Here is a 19,352-nt window from a genome sequence, read left to right on the forward strand (position 1 = left end):
CTTACCCCGTGCCCAAGGTGACCTACGTCCGCGAGGCGCGCACCCCGTCCTCAATTTTCAGTCCAGGACGGCGAGTGCGTCGATCTCGACCAGCATTTCCTCGCGGGGCAGTTCGGTCATGACCGTAGTGCGCGAAGGCAGAATTCCGGATTCGCAGTGCTGCAGGATGTATTCGCCGTAGGCCTCGTTCATCGCAGGGAAGTCGTTGCGCGTGGTCAGGTACACGCGCAGCATGATGACGTCGTCGAAGGTGGCTCCCCCGGCGGTCAGAATGGCGTGGACGTTGCGCAGGGTCTGGATGGTCTGGGCTTTGACGTCGCCGGGGTGAAGGTATTCGTTGGTGGTGGGGTCGACCGGGCCCTGGCCGGAGACCTGCAGCACGTTGCCCTTGCGGACTCCCTGGGAGAACGTGTGGGCGGGGGCGGGCGCGTCGGTGGTGGTGACGGCGGTGCGGGGCATGGCGATGAACTCCTAGGCGTTGACGGTGGGGTGAACGAGCTGCGTGATACCTCGGGCGGCCAACGCGGCTGAGTCACGAGCGACGGTGCTGGTGACTACGGCGGGGAAGCTTCCGGTAGAGCGCTTTTCGTACCAGGCTTCGACGACGGCGCCGCCAGGGGCCAGGGCGGTGCGGTCGAGGGGGACATCGTTCTCGTCCACGTCGATGACGATGGCTTCCTGGCGGGCCGGGGCGACGGGCGGGGTGGCGCGGGCGGCGGCCACGGCTTCGGCGTACGCGCGGCCGACCGGCTTGACCTTGTTGTCCACGTCGAGCAGGCCCAGGGAGTACTCCAGGTCCTTGTAGTCGCCCAGGTCGCGGCTGACGTCGTGCGAGCACCACCAGGTGATGCCGTACAGGTTCTGCGTGGTCAGGATGGATTCGACCGTGCGGCTGCAGAACTCGGGCATCTCGTCGGGGGCGAGGTTCAGCGCGGGGGCGCCGACCTCCTGCACCCAGACCTGCCGGTCCGGGTCGGTGGCGAAGGCCTTGGACAACTCGGCCATCCACTCGGCGTGGGTCACGGCCTGCTCGGACAGTCCGCCGTAACGCTGGCCGGTGCCGTTGAAGATCCAGGAGTGGACGGTGGTCACGTCACCGAGGCGGGCGGCGTGGGCCGGCAGGAACGGGTGCTCGTTGCGGTACCAGAGATGGTCGTTCTCGCTGTGGGTGATCACGTGGCCGGGCTCGGGATCGCGTGCCCCGGCCAGCAGGCTGCGCAGCCAGTGCTCGATCTGGGCGCTGTCCGCGGGCATCGCGGCCGGGTTCGGGGGCTGGAACTGGTTGACCTCGTTGCCCAGTGTGAGCCCGGTGAAGTTGGGGGCGTCGCGCACTGCCTCGTAGACCGCGCCGACCAGATCGGCCTGGGCCTGCACGGCGGGCCGGTCGGTGAACATGTTGCCCGCGTGCCAGTTCACCAGCCAGGCCGGGACGAAGTCGAAACCCGACATGTGGCCCTGGATCACGTCGACCGAGGCCTGCAGCTCGAACTCGGCGGCGAGGTCGACGACCAGGCGCACGTCGTCCAGGGCACGCCGGCGGATCAGCGTGCGGTTGGGCTGCAGCACCGGCCACAGCGGGAACATCCGCACATGGTCCAGGCCGAGGCCGGCGATCGCCTCGAAGTCACGCCGTACGGCGTCCGCGTCGATGGCCATCCACTGGAACATCCAGTCCTGGCTGGGCACGTAGTTGACACCGAAACGCGTTTTCACAGAATTCCTTTGGTTGCTGGTTTCAGGTGGGCACGGGTCCGGTGGACTCCCGGACGACCAGGCGCCGGCCGGGAACCACGACGGACGGCGGTTTTTCGCCACGCACCATCCGGTGCATCAGGTCGACGGCGTGGCGGGCGCTGTCCTCGATCGGGGCGGACAGGGCGGTCAGGCGGGGCCGGACCAGTTCGCTGACCCAGGAGTCCTCCCAGGACAGCACCGACAGCTCGGCCGGCACCCGGACCCCGAGATCCTGGGCGTGCGAGACCACCCGGGTGGCCAGCGCCTCGCTGTCCAGGATGAGGGCGGTGACGTTGCCCCGGGCGGCCAGCAGTTCCTCGACCGGGTCGGCGGCGTTCTCGTTCCAGGCCAGAGTTTTCACTTGTAGGCCGCGTTCGCGAGCGGCCGCGCTCAGCGCCCGGTCGCGCTTGCGACTGTGGGCCAGGCCCGGTGCAGACGTTACCCGGGCGATCCGCCGATGGCCAAGACCTGCGAGGTGATCGAGTACTTCGGTGAGTGCGCTGTCGTCGTCCAGGGTGACCGCCGGGAAGGCGGCGGGAGCCGGGCCCAGCGCGACGGCGGTGGCGGACAGGCTGCGCAGCAGGGGAATGCGCGGGTCCTTGGTACGCAGGTCGACCAGCAGGAACCCGTCCACGCGCTGCTCGGTCCACCACTGCCGGTAGATCTGCGCCTCGTCGGCCTCGGGCGCCACGGTCAGCGACAACGACCAGCCGACCGTGGCCAGCGGGCCGGTCAGACCGGCGATCAGGCGGATGAAGAACGGGTCGCGCCGGAACGACTCCTCCGACTGGGTGACCACCAGGCCGATGCTGTTGCCGACCGCCCCGGAGATCCGCCGCCCGGCCAGGTTGGGCCGCCAGTTCAGCGCGTCGGCCGCCTCACGGATGCGCTGCGCCGTCTCGGGCGAGATGTTGGTCCGCCCGTTGAAGACGTGCGACACCGCCGAGACCGACACCCCGGCCGCCTGGGCGACGGCCGCGATGGTGGGCCGCCGGTTCCCCGTGCTCGCGCTCATGAACAGCCGACCTCCGCTTGTTGTGAACAGGTAACCAATGCTCGCAGCGTCTTGACTCTTCAGTACACCGGTATACCTTAGCCCGCAGACCTAGTACACCGCTATATCCGTTCCCAACGTCGGGAGGATCCGATGAGCGAGCCCTTCAGCAGGCGCACCCTGCTGACCGCCGGTGGTGCGGCCGCCGCCCTCATGTCGTTGTCCGGATGCGGTGCCGTGCAAGCACTTCGGCCCGCCTCCGGCGGCGCCGACACGCTCGTCGTGCACTCGCAGTTCAATGGTGCGGTGGCCGGCGCGGACGTCTTCCGGGCGATCGTCGAGCAGTACCGCAAGAACACCGGGCGATCGGTCGCCACCCTGAGCAACGGCAACGATCTGCCGATCGTCTTCGAGACCTCGGTCCTGGCCGGCAAGGAAGCCGACATCGCCATCGTCAACATGATGGGCAAGACGCTGGCCTGGACCGGGGCCGACGCCACGGTCCCGGTGGAGAAGTTCCTGCAGCCCTGGGGCCTGGCCGAGCGCATCGAGCCGGGCGCGATCGAGGAGTGGACCACCCCGGAGGGCCATCTGCGGGCCTTCCCCTACACCCGCACCAACTGGCCGGTCGCGTTCAACCACCGCCTGCTCGAAGAAGCCGGGGTCGAGATCCCGCTGACCTCGGAAGAACTCATCAATGCCGCGGATGCTCTGCGCAGCAAGGGAGTCGGGCCGGTCAGCATCGGCGGCGGTGACTGGAGCGGGCAGAAGCTGTTCATCCAGATCATCCAGTCCTACCTCACCGCCGACGAAGCAGCCGAGGTGTTCGCCTCCGGCGCGTTCAGCTCCTCCCCCGGCGCGATGGCCGGGATCAAGCACTTCGCCGAACTGCGGGACGCCGGCGTGTTCGTGGACAGCGCGCAGGGTTTCACCTCGGACTCGATGCTCACGCAGTACAACACCGGCGAGGCGGCGATCATGTCGTCGATGTCCTCGGCCCTGGCCAAGGTTCCCGCCGAACGGGCGGCCGAGACCACGATCGGTGGCTGGCCGGTCCCACCCCAGGCGGTCTCCACCAAACCCACGGTGATCCAGAGCTTCAACGGCATGGGCGTGTGGATCAGCGAGAACGGCGCCGAGAAGCTGGATCTCGTCGAGCCGTTCGTGCAGTGGCTGTTCAGCGAGGAGGTGATCACCCAGTTCGTCCTGGAGTCCGGCCGCGACATGAACGCCCTCACCCACGTCACCAGTCAGGACTTCCCGCTGGTGGCCCAGGCCCAGGCGCTGGCCGCCGGCGACACTGTGGACCCGGTGATCCTTCCCGACCTGCTCATCCCCGAGGCTGTTTTCGAGCCGCTGACCCAGGCCACGGCCCGGGCGTTCGGGCCGGGCACCAGCCCGGAGGAGATCGTCGAAGTCCTCGAAGCCTCGTACAAGAACGCCTGAGGGAGCACAGATGACCATCCAGGCCCCGCGGGTCTCCACGCCGCCCGTGCTCGACCACCGCTCACAGACCCACTCCGCCCTGCGTGAGCGTTTCCCCGGCCTGGCCCTGCCCGGCCTGATCTGGTACGCGATCTTCACGATCGGCCCGGTGATCGCGATGTTCGTGATCGCGTTCCTGCGCTGGCCGGGCATGCTGGTCGAGCCCACCTTCGCCGGGTTCGACAACTTCGTCGACGTGTTCAACGACCCGGTGTTCTGGGATGCGGTGCGCAACAGCGCCACCCAGATCCTCATCGGCCTGCCGCTGATGATCCTGCTGGCCTTCTCGCTGGCCTTCTACGTGGTCCGCAAGCCGCGTGGGCACCAGGTGCTGCGCTTCACCCTGTTCATCCCGGCGCTGATCTCGGCCCCGGCCACTGCGCTGATGTTCTACTCGCTGCTGAACCCCGACGGTCTGGTCAACGGCGTGCTCGGGGCGCTCGGCTTCGACGACGGCCGGGCCTGGCTGGCCGACCCGGCCACCGCGCTGCCCTCGCTGATCGTGATCGACCTGTGGGCCGGAATCGGCTACTCGGCTGTTCTGCTGGCTTCCCGGATGGACTCCGTGGACGAGGAGATCGTCCAGGCCGCGCAGGTGGACGGCGCCGGTAACGCCCGCCTGGCCTGGGGCATCTACTGGCCGATCGCCAAGGACTTCATCGGCGTGGTGGCCATGCTGCAGTTCCTGTCGATCCTGTTCAGCTCGGCCCAGAACGTCCTGCTGCTGACCAAGGGCGGCCCGGGCACGGAGACCACCACGCTGTCGTACCTGATCTACCAGAAGGCCTTCGTCGACGCCGATCTCGGCTACAGCCAGGCGGTCGGCATCGTGCTGTTCGTGATCGGCCTGCTCGGGATGTTCTGCATCCGCCGCCTGCTACGGGCCAGCTACTAAGGAGTCCAGATGAAGATGCCACGGATCAGCGGTTTCCTGGCCTGGGGCTACGCCGCCCTGCTGGTGATCCCCTTCTACTACCTCGTCATCTCCTCGCTGAAGGAGAACGACGACATCTTCACCAACCCGCTGTCCCTGCCCAGCACCTGGGACTTCGGCAACTACCGGGAGGCGATCAGCAGCGCCGAACTGGTTCCTGCGGTGGCCAACTCGGTGATCGTCACCGGTCTGGCCCTGGCCCTGACCCTGCTGCTGGCCGTCCCGGCCGCGTTCGCCCTCTCCCGCGCCACCGGCCGGGCCGGGCGCCTGGTCGAGGCCACGTTCTCGCTGGGCTTCCTGATCCCGACGTTCGCGGCGCTGTTCCCCACGTTCCTGCTCGCCGCGTTCACCGGCCTGTTCCACACCCGCACGTTCCTGGTGTTCCTGCTGCCGGCCACCGCCATGCCACTGGCCGTGATCATCCTGACCCAGTTCATGCGCACCATCCCGCGGGAACTGGAAGAGGCCGCCTCGATGGACGGCGCCTCCACCCTGACCATCCTGCGGCACGTGCACCTGCCGATCTGCGTGCCCGGCATCGCCACCGTCGTGTTGCTGTGCTTCCTGTCCTTCTGGAACGAATACCTTTACTCCCTGATCATCATCGGCCCCGATCCGGCCCAGCGCACCATCCAGGTCGCCCTGCCCACGCTGCAGCTGACCACCGGTACCGACTACGGAGTCCTGATGGCCGGAACGGTCTTCACCCTGCTGCCGGTGTTCGCGGTCTACGCGGTGACCCAGCGGCAGATGCAGAAGGCCCTGGTCTCCGGGGCGGTGAAGGGATGAAGCAGATCCTTGACCGGCTGAGCCTGAAAGAGAAGATCGGCCAGCTCAACCAGCGGCTGCCCGGCTGGGACGCGCTGCGCGTCGAAGGCTCGCAGCTGATCGTCACCGACGAGCTCAAGCGCGAGGTGGATCAGTTCGGCGGCATCGGTTCCCTCTACGGGCTGCAGCGCGCCGACCCCTGGTCCGGCCGGCACTGGGGCAACGGCATCCCGCCGGAGCGTTCGGCCGAGGCCGCGGCCCTGGTGCAGTCGTACATCGTCGAGAACTCCTCCTCCGGGCTGCCCACGCTGTTCGTGGAGGAAGCACCGCACGGCCTGCAGGGGCTGGGCGGGCACGTCCTGCCGGTGAACCTGGCGGTCGGCGCAGCCTGGGACGACGCCCTGGTCGCGGAGCTCGCCCAGGAAGTAGCGGTCGAACTGCGCTCGCGGGGGATCCACATCGCGCTGCTGTCCGGCCTCGACATGCTGCGTGACCCGCGCTGGGGCCGGGCCGAGGAGTGCTTCTCCGAAGACCCGATGCTGGCCGCCCGGCTGGTCCGGGCCACGGTCACCGCCATGCAGGACGCCGGGGTCGGCGTGGTGATCAAGCACCTGGCTGCTCAGGGCGCGGGCATCGGTGGCCGTAACGGTTCCGGGGCTCCGTTGGGCTGGCGCGAGCTGCACGAGATCCACCTGACCGCGGCCCGGGCGGCGGCGCAGGCCGGGGTGGTCGGGTACATGGCGGCCTACAACGATGTGGACGGCATCGCCTGCAGCGCCAATCGCGATCTGCTGACCGGTGTCCTGCGCGAGACGTGGGGTTGGGAAGGCATCGTCATGGCCGACTGCACCGCGTTGGACCGGCTGCTGGACCAGACGCCGGATCATGCCTCGGCCGGCGCGTTGGCGCTGAAGGCCGGCCTGGACATCAGTTTCTGGGACCAGGCGTACGTCGTGCTCGACGAGGCTCTGGACCGGGGCCTGATTTCGATGGAGGACGTCGACCAGGCTTGCGCACGAGTGCTTTCGGTCAAGGAGCGGTTGGGTTTGCTCACACCCGTCCCGGCCCCGGCAGCCAATCCGGTAGGAGCCACGACCCGCGCTGACGCCCTGGCCCGGCGGCTGGCCCGTGAGAGCGTGGTTCTCCTGCGCAACAACGGTGTGCTTCCGTTGTCGGAAACGTCGCGGCTGGCGGTGGTCGGGCCGAACTCCGACGACCTCCTGTCGCAGCTTGGCGACTACACCGCGCCCCGTCCTACCCCCGACCCGGATTCCTCCACCGTGCGTTCCGCGCTGCAGGAGTGCGGTTTCCCCGTCCTGCACGCGACCGGCAGCAAGCTTCGCGAGCGCATCCCCGGTGGCGTGGAAGCCGTCCGGTCGGCGGTCGACGCCTCTGACATCGCGATCGTCGTGGTGGGTAGCTCCAGCCGCCGCCTGTACGAGTCCGAGTTCGCCGAGAACGGTGCCGTCGCCGGCGCAGATCTCGGCATGACCAACGGCGAAGGCGTGGACATGAGCCGGGTCAGCATCGACCCGGTCCAGATCGAGGTGGCCCGGGCCGCCCGGGAAGCCGGCAAGCCTGTCGTCGGCATCGTCATCGGCGGAAGGCCGCACGCCCTGACCGAATTCGCCGGCTACTGCGACGCCCTGCTCTTCTCCGCCTTCCCAGGCCCCACCGGCGGACACGCCATCGCCGACATCCTCACCGGCGCCGAATCCCCCTCCGGCCGACTCCCCGTCACCCTGCCCGGCGGCGAAGGAGTCTGGCCGGTCGCCCACGACGAGCGCCGGGAAACATCGCGGGGGTACGCCAATGCCTCCTACGCCGACAACATCCTGCTCGGCACCGGGCTGACCTACAGCACGTTCGAGAGCACCATCCTCTCCGCAACCAAAACCGCAGCGGCCGAGGCTGAGGTGCGCGTACGCGTCCTCAATTCTGGTTCTGCTCGTTCGCGTTACGTCGTGCCGCTGTACGGACGGCGGCACGTGCTGGGGGTACGGCCTCGCAAGCGTCAGATCATCGACTACTCCCCCGTCATGCTGGACCCCGGCGCTGAGCAGGAAATCGTCTTCCGGCTCGGCCTGGAGCAGCTAGGTACGGTGAACTCCCAGGGGCTGCTGGAAACGGCACCAGGGCATCTGGACGTGTGGGTCTCCGACGATCTGCACCCGCCCACAGATTCGGTGAGGATCGAGGTCCAGGGATGAAAGACGTCCTCAATGCGTACGTAGAACAGGTCGCTCGCACCTTCGAGGACCCTCGCGTCGCCTCCATGGTTTCCGATGCGCTGGAACGCACACTGGCCGACACGCTCACCCGTGACGGGGACGAGTACTTCGTCATCACCGGCGACATCCCCGCCATGTGGCTGCGCGACTCCACCACCCAGTTGTGGCCCTACCTAAGGATGCTCGGCGAGAGCCCGGAACTGTCGGACATCGTGGCGGGGGTACTGCGCCGGCAGTTCCGCCAGATCGAGCACGACCCGTACGCGAATTCGTTCAACCCCGGCCCGACCGGCGCCCACTACGAACCGGACGACCTGAACGACGACCCGTGGGTGTGGGAGCAGAAGTACGAGATCGACTCGCTCGCCTTCCCCCTGCTGCTCGCTCACCGGTGGTGGAAGGCCACCGGACGCACCGACGTCTTCAATGACCGCGCCCACCAGGTGTTCCGGACGATCGTGGCGCAGTTCCGGCTGGAACAACGGCACGAAGAGCTCTCCCCGTACCGCTTCGTCCGCCCCGATGCCATCCCCACCGAAACCCTTGTCCGGGAAGGTCTGGGCACTCCCCTGGGCTTCACCGGCATGACATGGAGCGGATTCCGGCCCAGCGACGACGCCTGCACCTACGGCTACAACGTCCCCGGCAACCTTCTGGCTGCCCAGGGCCTGCGCTACCTGGCCGAGATCGCCACATCCTGTTTCGCCGACGCCGCCCTGGCGCAAGATGCACTGGCCCTGTCCGGTGAACTGGTCGCCGGGGTCAACGAATTCGGCCTGGTCAAGCACCCGACGCACGGGCAGATCTACGCCTACGAGGTGGACGGCCTGGGCGGGGAACTGCTCATGGACGACGCGAACATGCCTTCCCTGCTGAGCCTTCCCCTCCTGTCGCCGGACGTGTACGACCCCGAGGTCTACGCCCGTACGCGCGCTTTCGTGCTGGGCCCGGACAACCCTTGGTGGTTCTCGGGCACTGCGGCCTCCGGCGTAGGCAGTCCGCACACCCGCGAGCGCCGGATCTGGCCCATCGCCCTGTCGGTGGAGGGCCTGACCAGCGGCTCGCCCGAGCGCCAGCGGGAACTGGTCGCGCTGCAGGTGGCCACGGATGCGGGCACCGGGCGGATCCACGAGGCCTTCGACATGGACGATCCGGCCCAGTTCAGCCGGCCCTGGTTCTCCTGGGCCGACTCGATGTTCTGCGAACTCGCGCTCGAGGTCGCCCACCCTCGGTCGTGACGCCTCAGCCGGCGGCTTCCGAACCGCCCGTTCCCCTGGGCCCCCGAACCAGCACGTAAACCAGCAGGACAGCAGTAATGGCAGCACCGACCCACATTGCCTGTTGCCATCCCTCGACGAATGACTCCTGAGCGGCCCGGACCAGCTCCGGCCCGGCTGCTCCGGGGCTGTTCGCGATCTCCAGAGCGTTGGCGATGCCGTCCCCGGCGGCCTCGGCGGCATCCGGAGACAGGTCCAGGCTCGCACCGCTCATCGCGCTGCGGTACCCGGACGACAGGAGCGCTCCCAGCAGGGCGACTCCCAGAGCCGTTCCGAGCTCGCGGGTGACGTCGTTCAGAGCTGACGCCACCCCCTGTTTCTGCTGCGGCAGCGCCCCGGTGATGGCCTCGGTCGACGGGGTCATCACCAGCCCGGAGCCAAGGCCCAGGGCCAGCAAGCCCGGAAGGACCGCCAGGTAGCCGCCATCCGCCGCAACGAGCAGGGCCAGCAGGACCAGACCCGCACCCAAGAGCGCGGTTCCACCGGCCAGTGTCCACCGGGCCCCGATCAGACCGCTCACCCGAGGAGCCAAACCCGCCCCCACCACCAGCATCACCGCCATCGGCAGCATGGCGAGCGACGAGACCAGCGCCGACCACCCCAGCACCGCCTGCAAGAAGGGCAACAGCGCCACCATGATGCCCGCCTGGACGCCGAAGGCGGTCACCAGGATGACCGAGCCCGCGCTGAGGCCGCGCTCGCGGAACAGCCGCACGTCCAGCAGGGCGGCATCCTGAAGCCGCAGCTGCCACCGGACGAAGACCGCGACGCTCAGGCCACCGATCATCAGGCCGAGCAGGGTCGGCCCATCGGTCCAGCCGTGCTCCGGGCCCTCCTGCAGGGCGAAGATCAGTCCCGCTACGGCCACTACCGAGCTGACCGCACCGACAACGTCGAAGCCGTGTCCTGAGCGCTCGACGGAGTTGGGAACCACCCTCAACGTCATCACCATCGCCGCCCCGGCCAGCACCACCGGCAACGCAAAGAGCCAGCGCCAACTGGCCACATCGACCAGGAAAGCGGAGAGGAAGAGCCCCACCACCCCGCCGCTGCCCCCGACGCCGGTCCATACCCCGATCGCCCGGCCTTTCTGTTCCTCGGGGAAGGTGGAGGTGATCACCGCCAGGGTGATGGGCATGATCATCGCCGCCCCGACCCCCGCGACCAGCCGGGCCACGAGCATGAGCTCGGCATTCGGGGCGAGAGCGCCGGCGGCACTGGCCACGCCGAACAGCGCCAGCCCTGCGAGCAGCACCGTCCTGCGTCCCCACCGGTCGCCGATCGCCCCCAGCGGAAGCAGCAGGGACGCCAGGGCCAGGGTGTAGATGTTGATGATCCACAGGACCGTGCCCTGTGAGGCGCCGAAAGCTACGGCCAGATGGGTCTGGGCGACGTTGAGGCCCGACACCGACGCGATCACCGCCATCAGCGCGATCGAGACCGAGATCAGGATCAGGCGCAGTTGACGGGCGCTGGGCTCGGGACCGGTCGGGACCTGGGCCCGCCGATCGGGACGGATCGTCACTGAATACCTCGCAGAGCATGTCGGATCAGGGCAGCACGAATGACCTTCTGCACACCACAGACGGTCCGGTCGATCCCGGCGGCCGTTCGACAATGTCCACCTGCCGGGCCCGTTCACCGTATCCCCGGAAACGGGCGGCCCTGCCCACTTCATCTAAAGTGAGAGACGTGCCTGCCCAGCCGTCTCAGAATCCCTCACCGCCGAACGATGCGGCCGGTGCGCTACGGACCGACGCCCGGCGCAATCGTGAGCGCATCCTGGAGGCTGCCCGGGAAGCGTTCTCTTCCCGTGGGATCGAAGTTCCCACTGCGGCGATCGCCCGACGCGCCGGAGTGGGCACCGCCACCCTCTACCGCCATTTCCCGTCCCGGGCCTCGCTGGTCACCGAAGCCTTCGCCGATCAGATGGCGCACTGCGTGGAGGTTCTGGAGAACGCCTTGGCCGATCCCGACCCCTGGCACGGGTTCTGCCGGGTGATCGAGGAGGTCTTCGTCATGCAGGCCACCGACCGCGGCTTCACCAGCGCTTTTCTGGCGCAGTTCCCGGACGCCGTCGATTACGAACACAGCCACAGCTACGCCGAGGCCGGCGTCGCCGAACTGGTTCGCCGCGCCCAGGAAACCGGCTTTCTACGAAACGATTTCACTCCAGCCGACGTCACTCTGGCGCTCCTGGCCAACAGCGGCTTGGTCGCCGCCACGCAGGACGCGCCGGTGGAGGCATCCCGGCGACTGGCGGCCTACTTCCTTCAGGCATTCCGCTCGGGCCACGACCAGCCCCTGCCACCCCCGGTCCACCTGGAGCTGCGCCAGATGCACGAGATGCCCAACACGCCAGCCTGATCACCGCTCCAGCAGCTCGCGCACCAAGACCGTGTTCAGCCAGTCCCGGGACCGTTGAGATGACCAACCCAGGTCGTCGGCGCGCACGAAACAGGCTGTGTTGCAAAGGTAGAGCCACAGCAGATCGGTCGCCTGGCCGGCATCCAGGCCGGCCCGCAGCGCCTCCTGAGCGGCAAGTCGCTCGGCCGCGAGCCGCAGTCCTTGTCGCAGGCTTTCGTGCGCGATCCCCAGGCTTTCCCGTACGCCGGCCTCCTGCGGGGCAGCCGCTATGACCTGGCGCAGGAGCGGGGCCCAACGGTCGAACCGCGACTGGGCGGCGTCGACAATCAGCTGGAGCAACAGCTGCGGGTCGTCGGCAGCTTCGATCTCGCCGCGCAGATCGGCATTTTCCGGGGAGTTCACCGCAGTCTCGATCAGCGTGCGCAGCAGCCCGTTCTTGCCTCCGCCCACGGCGTAGACCGTGGCCGGGGCGACCTGGGCAGCGGCAGCGATCTGCTCGACCTTGGTGCCGAAGTAGCCGTGCTCGATGAAGAGGGCGCGGGCCGCGTCGAGGATGGCCTGGCGGGTCAGGGCCGCGTACTGGGCGCGGCGGGTGGCGGCAGCTGGCATGGCAGCAGCATATCGACGGAGCGTGCTCTACTCATCAGAGTTGACTCTGATGAACTGTTAGAGTCACCGCACCCACTTGAGGAGGATCCCCATGCACTACGTCTTCATCCCCGGCGCCTGGCACGGCGGCTGGGCCTGGCACCCGGTCGGCCACCGGGTACTAGCCGCCGGCCACCGCGCCACCGCGCTGACCATGCCGGGGCTCGCGCTCGGCGACGACCCGGCCGGGCTGCGGCTGTCCGACGCGATCGACCACATCGTGCACACGATCGAGCACCAGGACCTGAACGACGTGGTACTGGTCGGGCACAGCTGGGGCGGCATCCCGATCACCGGCGTCGCGCCCCGGATCCGCGAAAGGCTGGCCGGGATCTCCTACTTCAGTGCGTTCATCCCGCGCCGGGGCGAGTCGATGGCCGCCGCGATGGGCCCGATGGAGAGCTTCGTGCGGGACGCGATCGCCGCCGCCCCGGACGGCACGATCAGCGTGGACTTCGCCAGCTTCGCGCAGGGCCTGATGCCCGGGCAGCCGAAGCCCCTGCAGCGGGTGGTCTTCGACCAGCTGATGCCACAGCCCGGCAGGTACATGCTCGATGCTCAGGACCTGCCCGGGGTGGAGACGCTCGGCCTGCCGATCCGGTACGTGCTGGCCGAGGACGACTTCGCGCTGGCGGCGCCCGGCGCCGAGCTGGCCGCCCGGGTCGGGGTGGAACCGGTGCTGGTGCCCGGTGGCCACGAGGCACTGCTGACCCATCCCGACGAGGTGGCCAAGGCTCTGCTCGCGCAGCCATAACCCGAAGCCGGGCCGCGCGGGTTACCGGCCCGTGAACGCTGATGTCGGGCAGATGTCCGCGGGCGAGGACGGCGGTGATTCGCGCCGCACCGGACGTCGGAACCACCTTTTGCGTTGGCAAGATGCCATATTCGCGCCATGGCGATCCCTACGCAGACGCAGATCGATGCACGGCATCCCTCGCTGCAGGATGTCGATCCCTTCATCGGAACCGCCGCGACCGGCCTGCCACCGGCCCGCGGCCTGGCCGCCACCTGGTGGTTCCCCAAGCCCCAGGTCGGCAACACCCACCCGGGGGCCACCTCACCGTTCGGCATGGTCTCGGCCTGCGCCTACTCCGGCGCCTACCCGACCGGGTACGGGCGCTACGGCAAGAACACCCAGGGCGTGCCGGAGACGATCTTCCCCCGGCTGGAGGCCAGCGGGTTCACGCACTTCCAGCAGAGCGGTACCGGCATGATCCGCAAGTACTACAACTACGTGCGGGTCACGCCGATGGTCCAGCCGCTGGACGACCTGGGGCAGTCCTGGGCGCTCGGCGACGAGACGGCGCACCCGGGCTACTACGCGGCCAGCCTGGACACCGGCATCCGCTGCGAGATCACCGTGGGCGAGAAGGTCGCCGTGCACCGCTACACCTTCCCCGAGAGCCGCAGCGCCCGCGCCGTGGTCGACCTGACCTGCGGCGGGCTGGCGATCGACCGCAGCCGCACGGTTCCGCTGCGCGCCCAGGTCGAGATCACCGGCAAGGGCCAGGCTCAGGGGACGGTGGTGGTGGAGGGGGTGCCGCTGTCGTTCTACCTGGAGGTGGACTCCCCCGGCTGGAGGCAGATGCTCTGGCACGACCGCCGGCTGATCGACGGCGGCACCCGCCTGGACTTCGACAGCATCCGGCACACCACCCTGCGGGCCTTCGGCCTGGTCTTCATCGGGCCCGCCACCGCCGGGCAGAGCATCGAGCTACGCATCGGCTTCTCGCTGCGCGGGCAGGAACAGGCCCAGGAGAACCTGCGGCGTGAGTGCGGCTCGGGCCAGCCGGCCTTCGACCGGGTGCAGGTCAACACCGGCGAGCGCTGGGCCCGGCACCTGGAACAGATCCAGGTCGAGGGCGGTACGCAGGCCCGGCGCACGGTGTTCGGCAGCGCGCTGTACCACTCGCTGATCAAGCCCTGCATCGCCGACGACGAGAGCCCGTTCTGGCCCTACGGCGGGCCGTTCGCCTTCGACATCTGCACCATGTGGGACATCTACAAGACCCAACTGCCGCTGCTGCAGGCGATCGCCCCCAAGCGCGCGGTGGACATCATGGAGTCGCTGATCCGGGTCTGCGAGGAGGAGGGCAACTTCCCGATCGGCTACCGGATGGCTCGCGGCGCCGACCGCTTCTCCCGGCAGGGCTCGGCCCTGGCCCACACCGCGCTGGCCGACATCCACGCGCTCGGTATCGGCGATCTGGACTGGCAGTGGGCCCTGGTGCACATGGACGACGACCTGCGCCGCCAGTACGGCGAGGACTTCCTGGACAAGGGTGTGGTGCACCCGATCACGCACACCCTGGACCTGGCCTTCGCGCACCACTGCACCGCCCGGATCGCTCACGCGCTGGGCGACGACGACCTGTCCCGCAGTCTGTTCGAGTACAGCGAGAACTGGGTGAACGCCTTCGAGGAGGACACCGGCCTGCTGCGTGAGTCCACGTTCTACGAGGGCGGCAAGTGGAACTACTCGTTCCGGCTGATGCAGGACATGGCGGCCCGGATCAAGCTGGCCGGCGGCGACGCCGCGTTCGTCGCCATGCTCGACTCGTTCTTCGGTTTCGGCGCCCCGCCGGTGCGTCAGCCCGGCCGGGCCGCCTCGCTGCAGGAGATGGCCGACGGGTACGCCCTGAACCGGTTCGAGGGGCTGAACAACGAGCCCGACATGGAGGCGCCCTGGGCCTACCACTGGGCCGGGCGCCCCGACCGCACGGCGCAGGTCGTGCACTCGGCGCTCACCTGGCAGTTCGGGACCGGCCCGGGCGGGCTGCCCGGCAACGACGACTCCGGGGGCCTGAGCGCCTGGTACGTCTGGGCCTCGCTGGGGCTGTTCCCGGTGGCCGGACAGAATCTCTTCCTCATTCATCCACCGGCTTTTTCCCGCAGCGTCATGCAGTTCAGCCAGGGCGAGCTCACCATCGAGACCACCGGGCACATCGAGCAGAAGATCAGCAGCGACGGTATCGACGAGGAGCCGCCCGTGCAGTACGTTCAGTCGGCCACGCTCGACGGGAAAGCGCTGGACGGGCCCCACATCCCGGCTTCCCGGCTGCATCGTGGCGGTCGTCTCCACCTCCAGCTCGGTTCCAGCCCCACCTCGTGGGGCCAGAGCGTGCGTCCCCCGTCCCTGTCCCACTGATTTCTGCCAGGTAGGTCCCGATGAGTCTTCCGCGCCGCCGTCTCGTCATCGCTGTCCGAGCCGATCCGGTGATCTGTGGCCATTCGGGCGAGGCCCGAAACCTGGCCGAAACAGCGCTGACTCGAGGATTTGACGATGTCCGTCTGCTCACCTGGCCGATGGAGGCCCTCGAGGCGGCCGGCCTGCCGCTGAAGCCGGTGGACCGGCTGCTGCCCTACAGCCCGGGGATCACGGTCGAGCGCCCGGAGCCGATCGGTGACTACCGGGTGCCCGACGGCCGGTACATCGCCGGGCTCACCGGCCGGCTGGTCGAACTGCTGAGCGAACCGGTGCCCACGGTGTGCCTGTCGATGTACCTCACCCCGCACACCGACGTGGTGAACAACGCGGTCACCGCCGCCCGCGCGGCCGGGTTACGCCCGCAGGTGCGCACCATGGCCAAGGCGGTCGGCTCGGACGTCACCAACGTGATCAGGAACGCGCTGCGGGACGGCCATTTCGGCGCCGCGATCGCGCTGTTCACCACGTTCCTGGCCAACGACGAGGTGATCGCCGTCTCGGAATACACCCGCGAGGAGATCGTGGCCTGCGCCGAGGAGGTGGACCGGCTGGCCGGGACCACGTTCGCGGACGAGTGCCGGCAGCGGGTGACGATCGGGTACCCGCCGATCGACACGTCCGCCTACCTGGACCTGGATCCGGCGGAGGTGGACGCCGTGCTGGAGCGCCGGGGTCTGCAGCGCGGTGGCTACCTGCTGTTCCTGTCCCGGGTGGCCCGGGCCAAGGGCGTTTACGACCTGGTGACGGCCTTCGCCCAGGCGCGCTGCCGGGAGCAGGTGAAGCTGGTGATCGCCGGCACCGGGCCCGCCCTGGAGCACATCCAGGCGATGGCGCTGGAGGACGAGCGGATCATCTTCCTCACCGACGTCAGCGACGAGGAGAAGCCGATGCTGATGAACGGCTGCGCCGCCTACACCCTGCCGACCAAGCCCGAACCCGACTTCGTGGAGACGTTCGGGATCGCCCTGGTGGAGAAGATGCTCTCGGGCGGTGGCCCGGTGATCACCACGATCACCGGCGGCACCGGGGAGGCGGTGGGCGACACGGCCATCGTCATCGAGGCCGGGAACGTCCAGGCGCTGTCCGACGCGATGGACCATGCGGTACTGGAAATGGGTGTGGAAGAACGGGAGACGATGGCCCGGCGGGCTCTGGAGCACGCCGTCGCCTTCGACCGCGAGCGGGTTTTCGACGCCCTGTTCCCGCCGGAGCCCCTGACCACCTTGACCGACCTGCGCGAACCCGGCCGGGATCTCAACGTGACCGAGCCGATCTAGGTCGTGACTGGTTCCCCGGACGGCGCGCAGCCGTTCGGGTGGGCCGGTCTCATACCGGTACCGGCGCAGCCGATTCAGCCCACAGGTTCGGCACAGCTTCGGTGGCGGGTCGCCAGAGATCGGGAATGGGACAGCATGCAAACTGTTTTCGGGCTGGTGGCCCTCGGCACCGCCGTGTGGGCCGGCATCGACTCCTCGCGCCTGGGGGCCCGACGCGGCCGGCTCGGCGGCGGTTTTCTGGACATGGGCCCGGCCGCCTGGTTCTTCGCCCTGTTCCTGTTCTGGATCATCGGCTTCCCCTGCTATCTCGTCGCCCGCACGCGACTCGTCGAGGTCCAGCGCCAGGAACAGAGTGCCTGGTTCACCAACGCCGCCCCGCCCGGCGTACCCCCGGTTCAGCCGTGGACCTCGTACGTGCCCCCGCCGCAGCCGACCTACAACGCTCCCACCAGCCCGGAACCCCAGGCGTGGGCTCCACCGCACCGGACTCCGCCGAAGATCGTCTACCCGCCGCCGCGGTGACCCGAGCGGGTGGGAAAGCCGCCCCTGGTCGGGGAGACAAGCGTCCATTGGTGGTGACCTGACCGGCACGAGGCCCCAGGATCTGGACTACAGCAGGTGACCAATGTAGGTGGGCTGTCAAACCTTCCTTAACTCTCTGCAGCACCGTTGTGGTCCCTGTCCAGATTCGTCACCGTGGAGGTCGTGGCGACGACCGGGAGCGTAGTGACGGAACAAGACCTCGCGGACCACTGGCTGGACACCGGTGGCATCCCGGTCCTGAACGGCGACGGCACCAAGGTCTACCCCAAGCGGTCGGACCTTCGCCGGGCCGAAGCCCGCGCGACCACCCGGCGCGGCGCCGGTACCCGCCCCGTCGGCGCCCGCCGGTTCGACTCGCTGCCCAGCCACGAGCGTCCCTCCGCTCCGATCTCCGCCCTGCGCAGCCCCCAGGCCAGCCGACGCCCCGCGCTGCAGGATCGGTACTCGATCGCGACGGTCCCCACCGCTGCCGTGCTGCCTACCCCGCGCACCAGCCCGCGGCGTCCGGCCGGTATCGACGTCCCAATGCCCCCGTCGCCCGACGCCTTCCACCGGGTTCCCCCGCAAGCCGCGCCCATCGCCGTCTCCACCGACTGGGGCCTGGACCTCACGGAGGAGGAGTCCGCCCCGTCCGACGTTTCCCCGCGCTCGGGGCGGTTGCGTGGCACGGCCACCCGACTGCTGGTGATGGCCTTGGTCGTCGGCGCCGAGGGCGTGGCGTTCTCCCAGTTCGCGGGCCCGATCGCGGCGCCGGACAGCAATGCCACCACCACCGCTGCCTTCGCCCTCGAGGACGCTCAGAAGCAGGCTCAGCGAGACGCCGCGGCGCAAGAGGCTGAGGAGGCTCTGGCGGCGGAGAAAGAGCGGGCCGAGACCACGGCGGTAGCCCTGGAGAAGGTGAAAGACGCTTCGCCGGCCAAGGCGCAGGCGGCCCTGGACCAGGCGAAGAAGGCCAAGGCCACGCAGGCCCGCGAGCGCAAGGAAGCGCAGGAGCGCAAGGAGAAGGCCGAGGCGGCGCGAGAGGCCAAGGCCGCCCAAGCCGCCCAGGCAGCCGAGAGGAAGAAGGCCGCCGAGCCCAAGGCCGAGGAGAAGAAGGCGGCCCCCACCTCGAGCCGGAAGAAGGCGCTGGCGGTGGAGAACGCCCGGAAGAACCCGCAGGCCGCGGCCAAGGTCCTGCTGACCGACCGGGGCTGGTCGTCCACCCAGTACACCTGCCTGGACTCGCTGTGGACCCGCGAGAGCAACTGGAACTACCAGGCCACGAACCCCTCGTCCGGCGCCTACGGCATTCCTCAGGCCCTGCCCGGCGACAAGATGGGCGCCTCGGGCTCGGACTGGAAGACCAACCCGATCACCCAGATCCGTTGGGGCCTGGACTATATCGCCGAGCGCTACGGCAATCCGTGCGGCGCCTGGGAGCACAGCGAGGCCAAGGGCTGGTACTGACCGCCCCATCCGCAGATCGAAACCTCGGCAGGGGTCTCGTTCTCGCATCTTTCGCCGGCGCAGTGTTTCCCCCTGGGACGCTGCTGCCCTGCAACCGCACACCTCTGGACTTTCGCCGGAAAAGGTGATCCCCGAAGGATTCTCGACGCCCGTGCGACGGAAGAATCTCCTGCTGCAGAAGTCATTCATGGGATTTTTTTGAACCATTGATTTCCCGGAGATCGGCGATGACCCAGGCCCCCTCTGAGGGCATTGCGGTTAATCCCGAGTAGTTTTCGAGAAAAGTTCCCGGGTTCTGCACTTTGCCCGTTTCTGCGCCAATTGACTTGTATGGTTGGCAGCACTTGATCGTTATTCCGGCGAATGCCCGCACGCCCTGACCGTGCGCTCTCGCCGTCCGGCCGAGTCTTCCCGGCCCGCCGTCCATCTCGCTTCCTGGT

Annotated in this window: 16 protein-coding genes; 11 read left to right on the forward strand and 5 right to left on the reverse strand. The window is 68.7% G+C overall.

Annotated elements, in window-relative coordinates; genetic code table 11:
• Positions 1 to 57 precede the first annotated feature (57 nt).
• The 3 genes from LR394_RS06270 to LR394_RS06280 are packed head-to-tail and all read right to left on the reverse strand — an operon-like array spanning position 58 to position 2,749.
• Complete coding sequence (locus LR394_RS06270; protein WP_231439435.1) at positions 58 to 459, reverse strand: RidA family protein; 402 nt, start codon at positions 457 to 459, stop codon at positions 58 to 60.
• Positions 460 to 471: 12 nt separating this feature from the next.
• On the reverse strand, positions 472 to 1,713 hold the full coding sequence (locus tag LR394_RS06275; RefSeq protein WP_231439436.1) for a glycoside hydrolase 5 family protein: 1,242 nt from the start codon (positions 1,711 to 1,713) through the stop codon (positions 472 to 474).
• A gap of 22 nt (positions 1,714 to 1,735) precedes the next feature.
• The gene (locus LR394_RS06280) at positions 1,736 to 2,749 is read right to left on the reverse strand and encodes a LacI family DNA-binding transcriptional regulator (RefSeq protein WP_231439437.1); all 1,014 of its coding nucleotides are present in this window, start codon (positions 2,747 to 2,749) and stop codon (positions 1,736 to 1,738) included.
• A gap of 132 nt (positions 2,750 to 2,881) precedes the next feature.
• Here LR394_RS06280 and LR394_RS06285 point away from each other — a divergent pair, with 132 nt between their 5' ends.
• Genes LR394_RS06285 through LR394_RS06305 form a run of 5 tightly spaced genes read left to right on the forward strand, consistent with a single transcriptional unit; the run spans position 2,882 to position 9,384 of the window.
• Entirely contained in the window at positions 2,882 to 4,174 is a 1,293-nt protein-coding gene (locus LR394_RS06285; protein WP_231439439.1) for an ABC transporter substrate-binding protein, read from the forward strand.
• 10 nt (positions 4,175 to 4,184) lie between these two features.
• On the forward strand, positions 4,185 to 5,108 hold the full coding sequence (locus tag LR394_RS06290) for a carbohydrate ABC transporter permease (RefSeq protein ID WP_231439441.1): 924 nt from the start codon (positions 4,185 to 4,187) through the stop codon (positions 5,106 to 5,108).
• A 9-nt stretch (positions 5,109 to 5,117) separates the two neighbouring features.
• On the forward strand, positions 5,118 to 5,936 hold the full coding sequence (locus LR394_RS06295) for a carbohydrate ABC transporter permease (RefSeq protein ID WP_231439443.1): 819 nt from the start codon (positions 5,118 to 5,120) through the stop codon (positions 5,934 to 5,936).
• A complete protein-coding gene (locus LR394_RS06300; RefSeq protein WP_231439445.1) occupies positions 5,933 to 8,125 on the forward strand; it encodes a glycoside hydrolase family 3 protein in 2,193 nt (730 codons plus the stop codon). The genes LR394_RS06295 and LR394_RS06300 overlap by 4 nt, the downstream gene beginning before the upstream one ends.
• Positions 8,122 to 9,384 carry a glycoside hydrolase family 125 protein gene (locus LR394_RS06305; RefSeq protein WP_231439447.1) on the forward strand — a complete coding sequence of 421 codons (1,263 nt, stop codon included), beginning with the start codon at positions 8,122 to 8,124 and terminating at the stop codon, positions 9,382 to 9,384. Before LR394_RS06300 ends, LR394_RS06305 begins: the two co-directional genes overlap by 4 nt.
• Before the next feature lie 4 nt (positions 9,385 to 9,388).
• Here LR394_RS06305 and LR394_RS06310 read toward each other — a convergent pair whose 3' ends face one another.
• Positions 9,389 to 10,849 carry an MFS transporter gene (locus LR394_RS06310; RefSeq protein WP_269328799.1) on the reverse strand — a complete coding sequence of 487 codons (1,461 nt, stop codon included), beginning with the start codon at positions 10,847 to 10,849 and terminating at the stop codon, positions 9,389 to 9,391.
• 266 nt (positions 10,850 to 11,115) lie between these two features.
• Here LR394_RS06310 and LR394_RS06315 point away from each other — a divergent pair, with 266 nt between their 5' ends.
• Positions 11,116 to 11,790 (forward strand): TetR/AcrR family transcriptional regulator, encoded by a 675-nt coding sequence (locus LR394_RS06315; RefSeq protein WP_231439451.1) that lies wholly within the window; start codon positions 11,116 to 11,118, stop codon positions 11,788 to 11,790.
• Here the strand turns inward: LR394_RS06315 and LR394_RS06320 are convergent, their stop codons facing one another.
• Entirely contained in the window at positions 11,791 to 12,399 is a 609-nt protein-coding gene (locus tag LR394_RS06320) for a TetR/AcrR family transcriptional regulator (protein WP_231439453.1), read from the reverse strand.
• A gap of 91 nt (positions 12,400 to 12,490) precedes the next feature.
• Here LR394_RS06320 and LR394_RS06325 point away from each other — a divergent pair, with 91 nt between their 5' ends.
• The 5 genes from LR394_RS06325 to LR394_RS06345 all read left to right on the forward strand — a co-directional run bounded on the left by LR394_RS06325 (position 12,491) and on the right by LR394_RS06345 (position 18,912).
• Complete coding sequence (locus tag LR394_RS06325) at positions 12,491 to 13,192, forward strand: alpha/beta fold hydrolase (RefSeq protein WP_231439455.1); 702 nt, start codon at positions 12,491 to 12,493, stop codon at positions 13,190 to 13,192.
• A gap of 129 nt (positions 13,193 to 13,321) precedes the next feature.
• Complete coding sequence (locus LR394_RS06330; RefSeq protein ID WP_407936999.1) at positions 13,322 to 15,586, forward strand: GH92 family glycosyl hydrolase; 2,265 nt, start codon at positions 13,322 to 13,324, stop codon at positions 15,584 to 15,586.
• Positions 15,587 to 15,606: 20 nt separating this feature from the next.
• On the forward strand, positions 15,607 to 16,923 hold the full coding sequence (locus LR394_RS06335; RefSeq protein WP_231439458.1) for a glycosyltransferase: 1,317 nt from the start codon (positions 15,607 to 15,609) through the stop codon (positions 16,921 to 16,923).
• A 135-nt stretch (positions 16,924 to 17,058) separates the two neighbouring features.
• A complete protein-coding gene (locus tag LR394_RS06340; protein WP_231439460.1) occupies positions 17,059 to 17,445 on the forward strand; it encodes a hypothetical protein in 387 nt (128 codons plus the stop codon).
• A gap of 204 nt (positions 17,446 to 17,649) precedes the next feature.
• Positions 17,650 to 18,912 carry an aggregation-promoting factor C-terminal-like domain-containing protein gene (locus LR394_RS06345; protein WP_231439461.1) on the forward strand — a complete coding sequence of 421 codons (1,263 nt, stop codon included), beginning with the start codon at positions 17,650 to 17,652 and terminating at the stop codon, positions 18,910 to 18,912.
• The last annotated feature ends 440 nt before the right edge of the window (positions 18,913 to 19,352 follow it).

The organism is Kineosporia babensis (assembly GCF_021129305.1).
Classification (GTDB): Bacteria; Actinomycetota; Actinomycetes; order Actinomycetales; family Kineosporiaceae; genus Kineosporia; species Kineosporia babensis.

Bases quoted from the DNA above. Each gene is read 5' to 3' on its own strand.
- LR394_RS06285 (WP_231439439.1), top strand. From the start codon at position 2,882: ATGAGCGAGCCCTTCAGCAGGCGCACCCTGCTGACCGCCGGTGGTGCG.
- LR394_RS06340 (WP_231439460.1), top strand. From the start codon at position 17,059: ATGCAAACTGTTTTCGGGCTGGTGGCCCTCGGCACCGCCGTGTGGGCC.
- LR394_RS06290 (WP_231439441.1), top strand. From the start codon at position 4,185: ATGACCATCCAGGCCCCGCGGGTCTCCACGCCGCCCGTGCTCGACCAC.
- LR394_RS06320 (WP_231439453.1), bottom strand. From the start codon at position 12,399: ATGCCAGCTGCCGCCACCCGCCGCGCCCAGTACGCGGCCCTGACCCGC.
- LR394_RS06310 (WP_269328799.1), bottom strand. From the start codon at position 10,849: ATGGCGGTGATCGCGTCGGTGTCGGGCCTCAACGTCGCCCAGACCCAT.
- LR394_RS06295 (WP_231439443.1), top strand. From the start codon at position 5,118: ATGAAGATGCCACGGATCAGCGGTTTCCTGGCCTGGGGCTACGCCGCC.
- LR394_RS06280 (WP_231439437.1), bottom strand. From the start codon at position 2,749: ATGAGCGCGAGCACGGGGAACCGGCGGCCCACCATCGCGGCCGTCGCC.
- LR394_RS06335 (WP_231439458.1), top strand. From the start codon at position 15,607: ATGAGTCTTCCGCGCCGCCGTCTCGTCATCGCTGTCCGAGCCGATCCG.
- LR394_RS06305 (WP_231439447.1), top strand. From the start codon at position 8,122: ATGAAAGACGTCCTCAATGCGTACGTAGAACAGGTCGCTCGCACCTTC.
- LR394_RS06270 (WP_231439435.1), bottom strand. From the start codon at position 459: ATGCCCCGCACCGCCGTCACCACCACCGACGCGCCCGCCCCCGCCCAC.
- LR394_RS06325 (WP_231439455.1), top strand. From the start codon at position 12,491: ATGCACTACGTCTTCATCCCCGGCGCCTGGCACGGCGGCTGGGCCTGG.
- LR394_RS06300 (WP_231439445.1), top strand. From the start codon at position 5,933: ATGAAGCAGATCCTTGACCGGCTGAGCCTGAAAGAGAAGATCGGCCAG.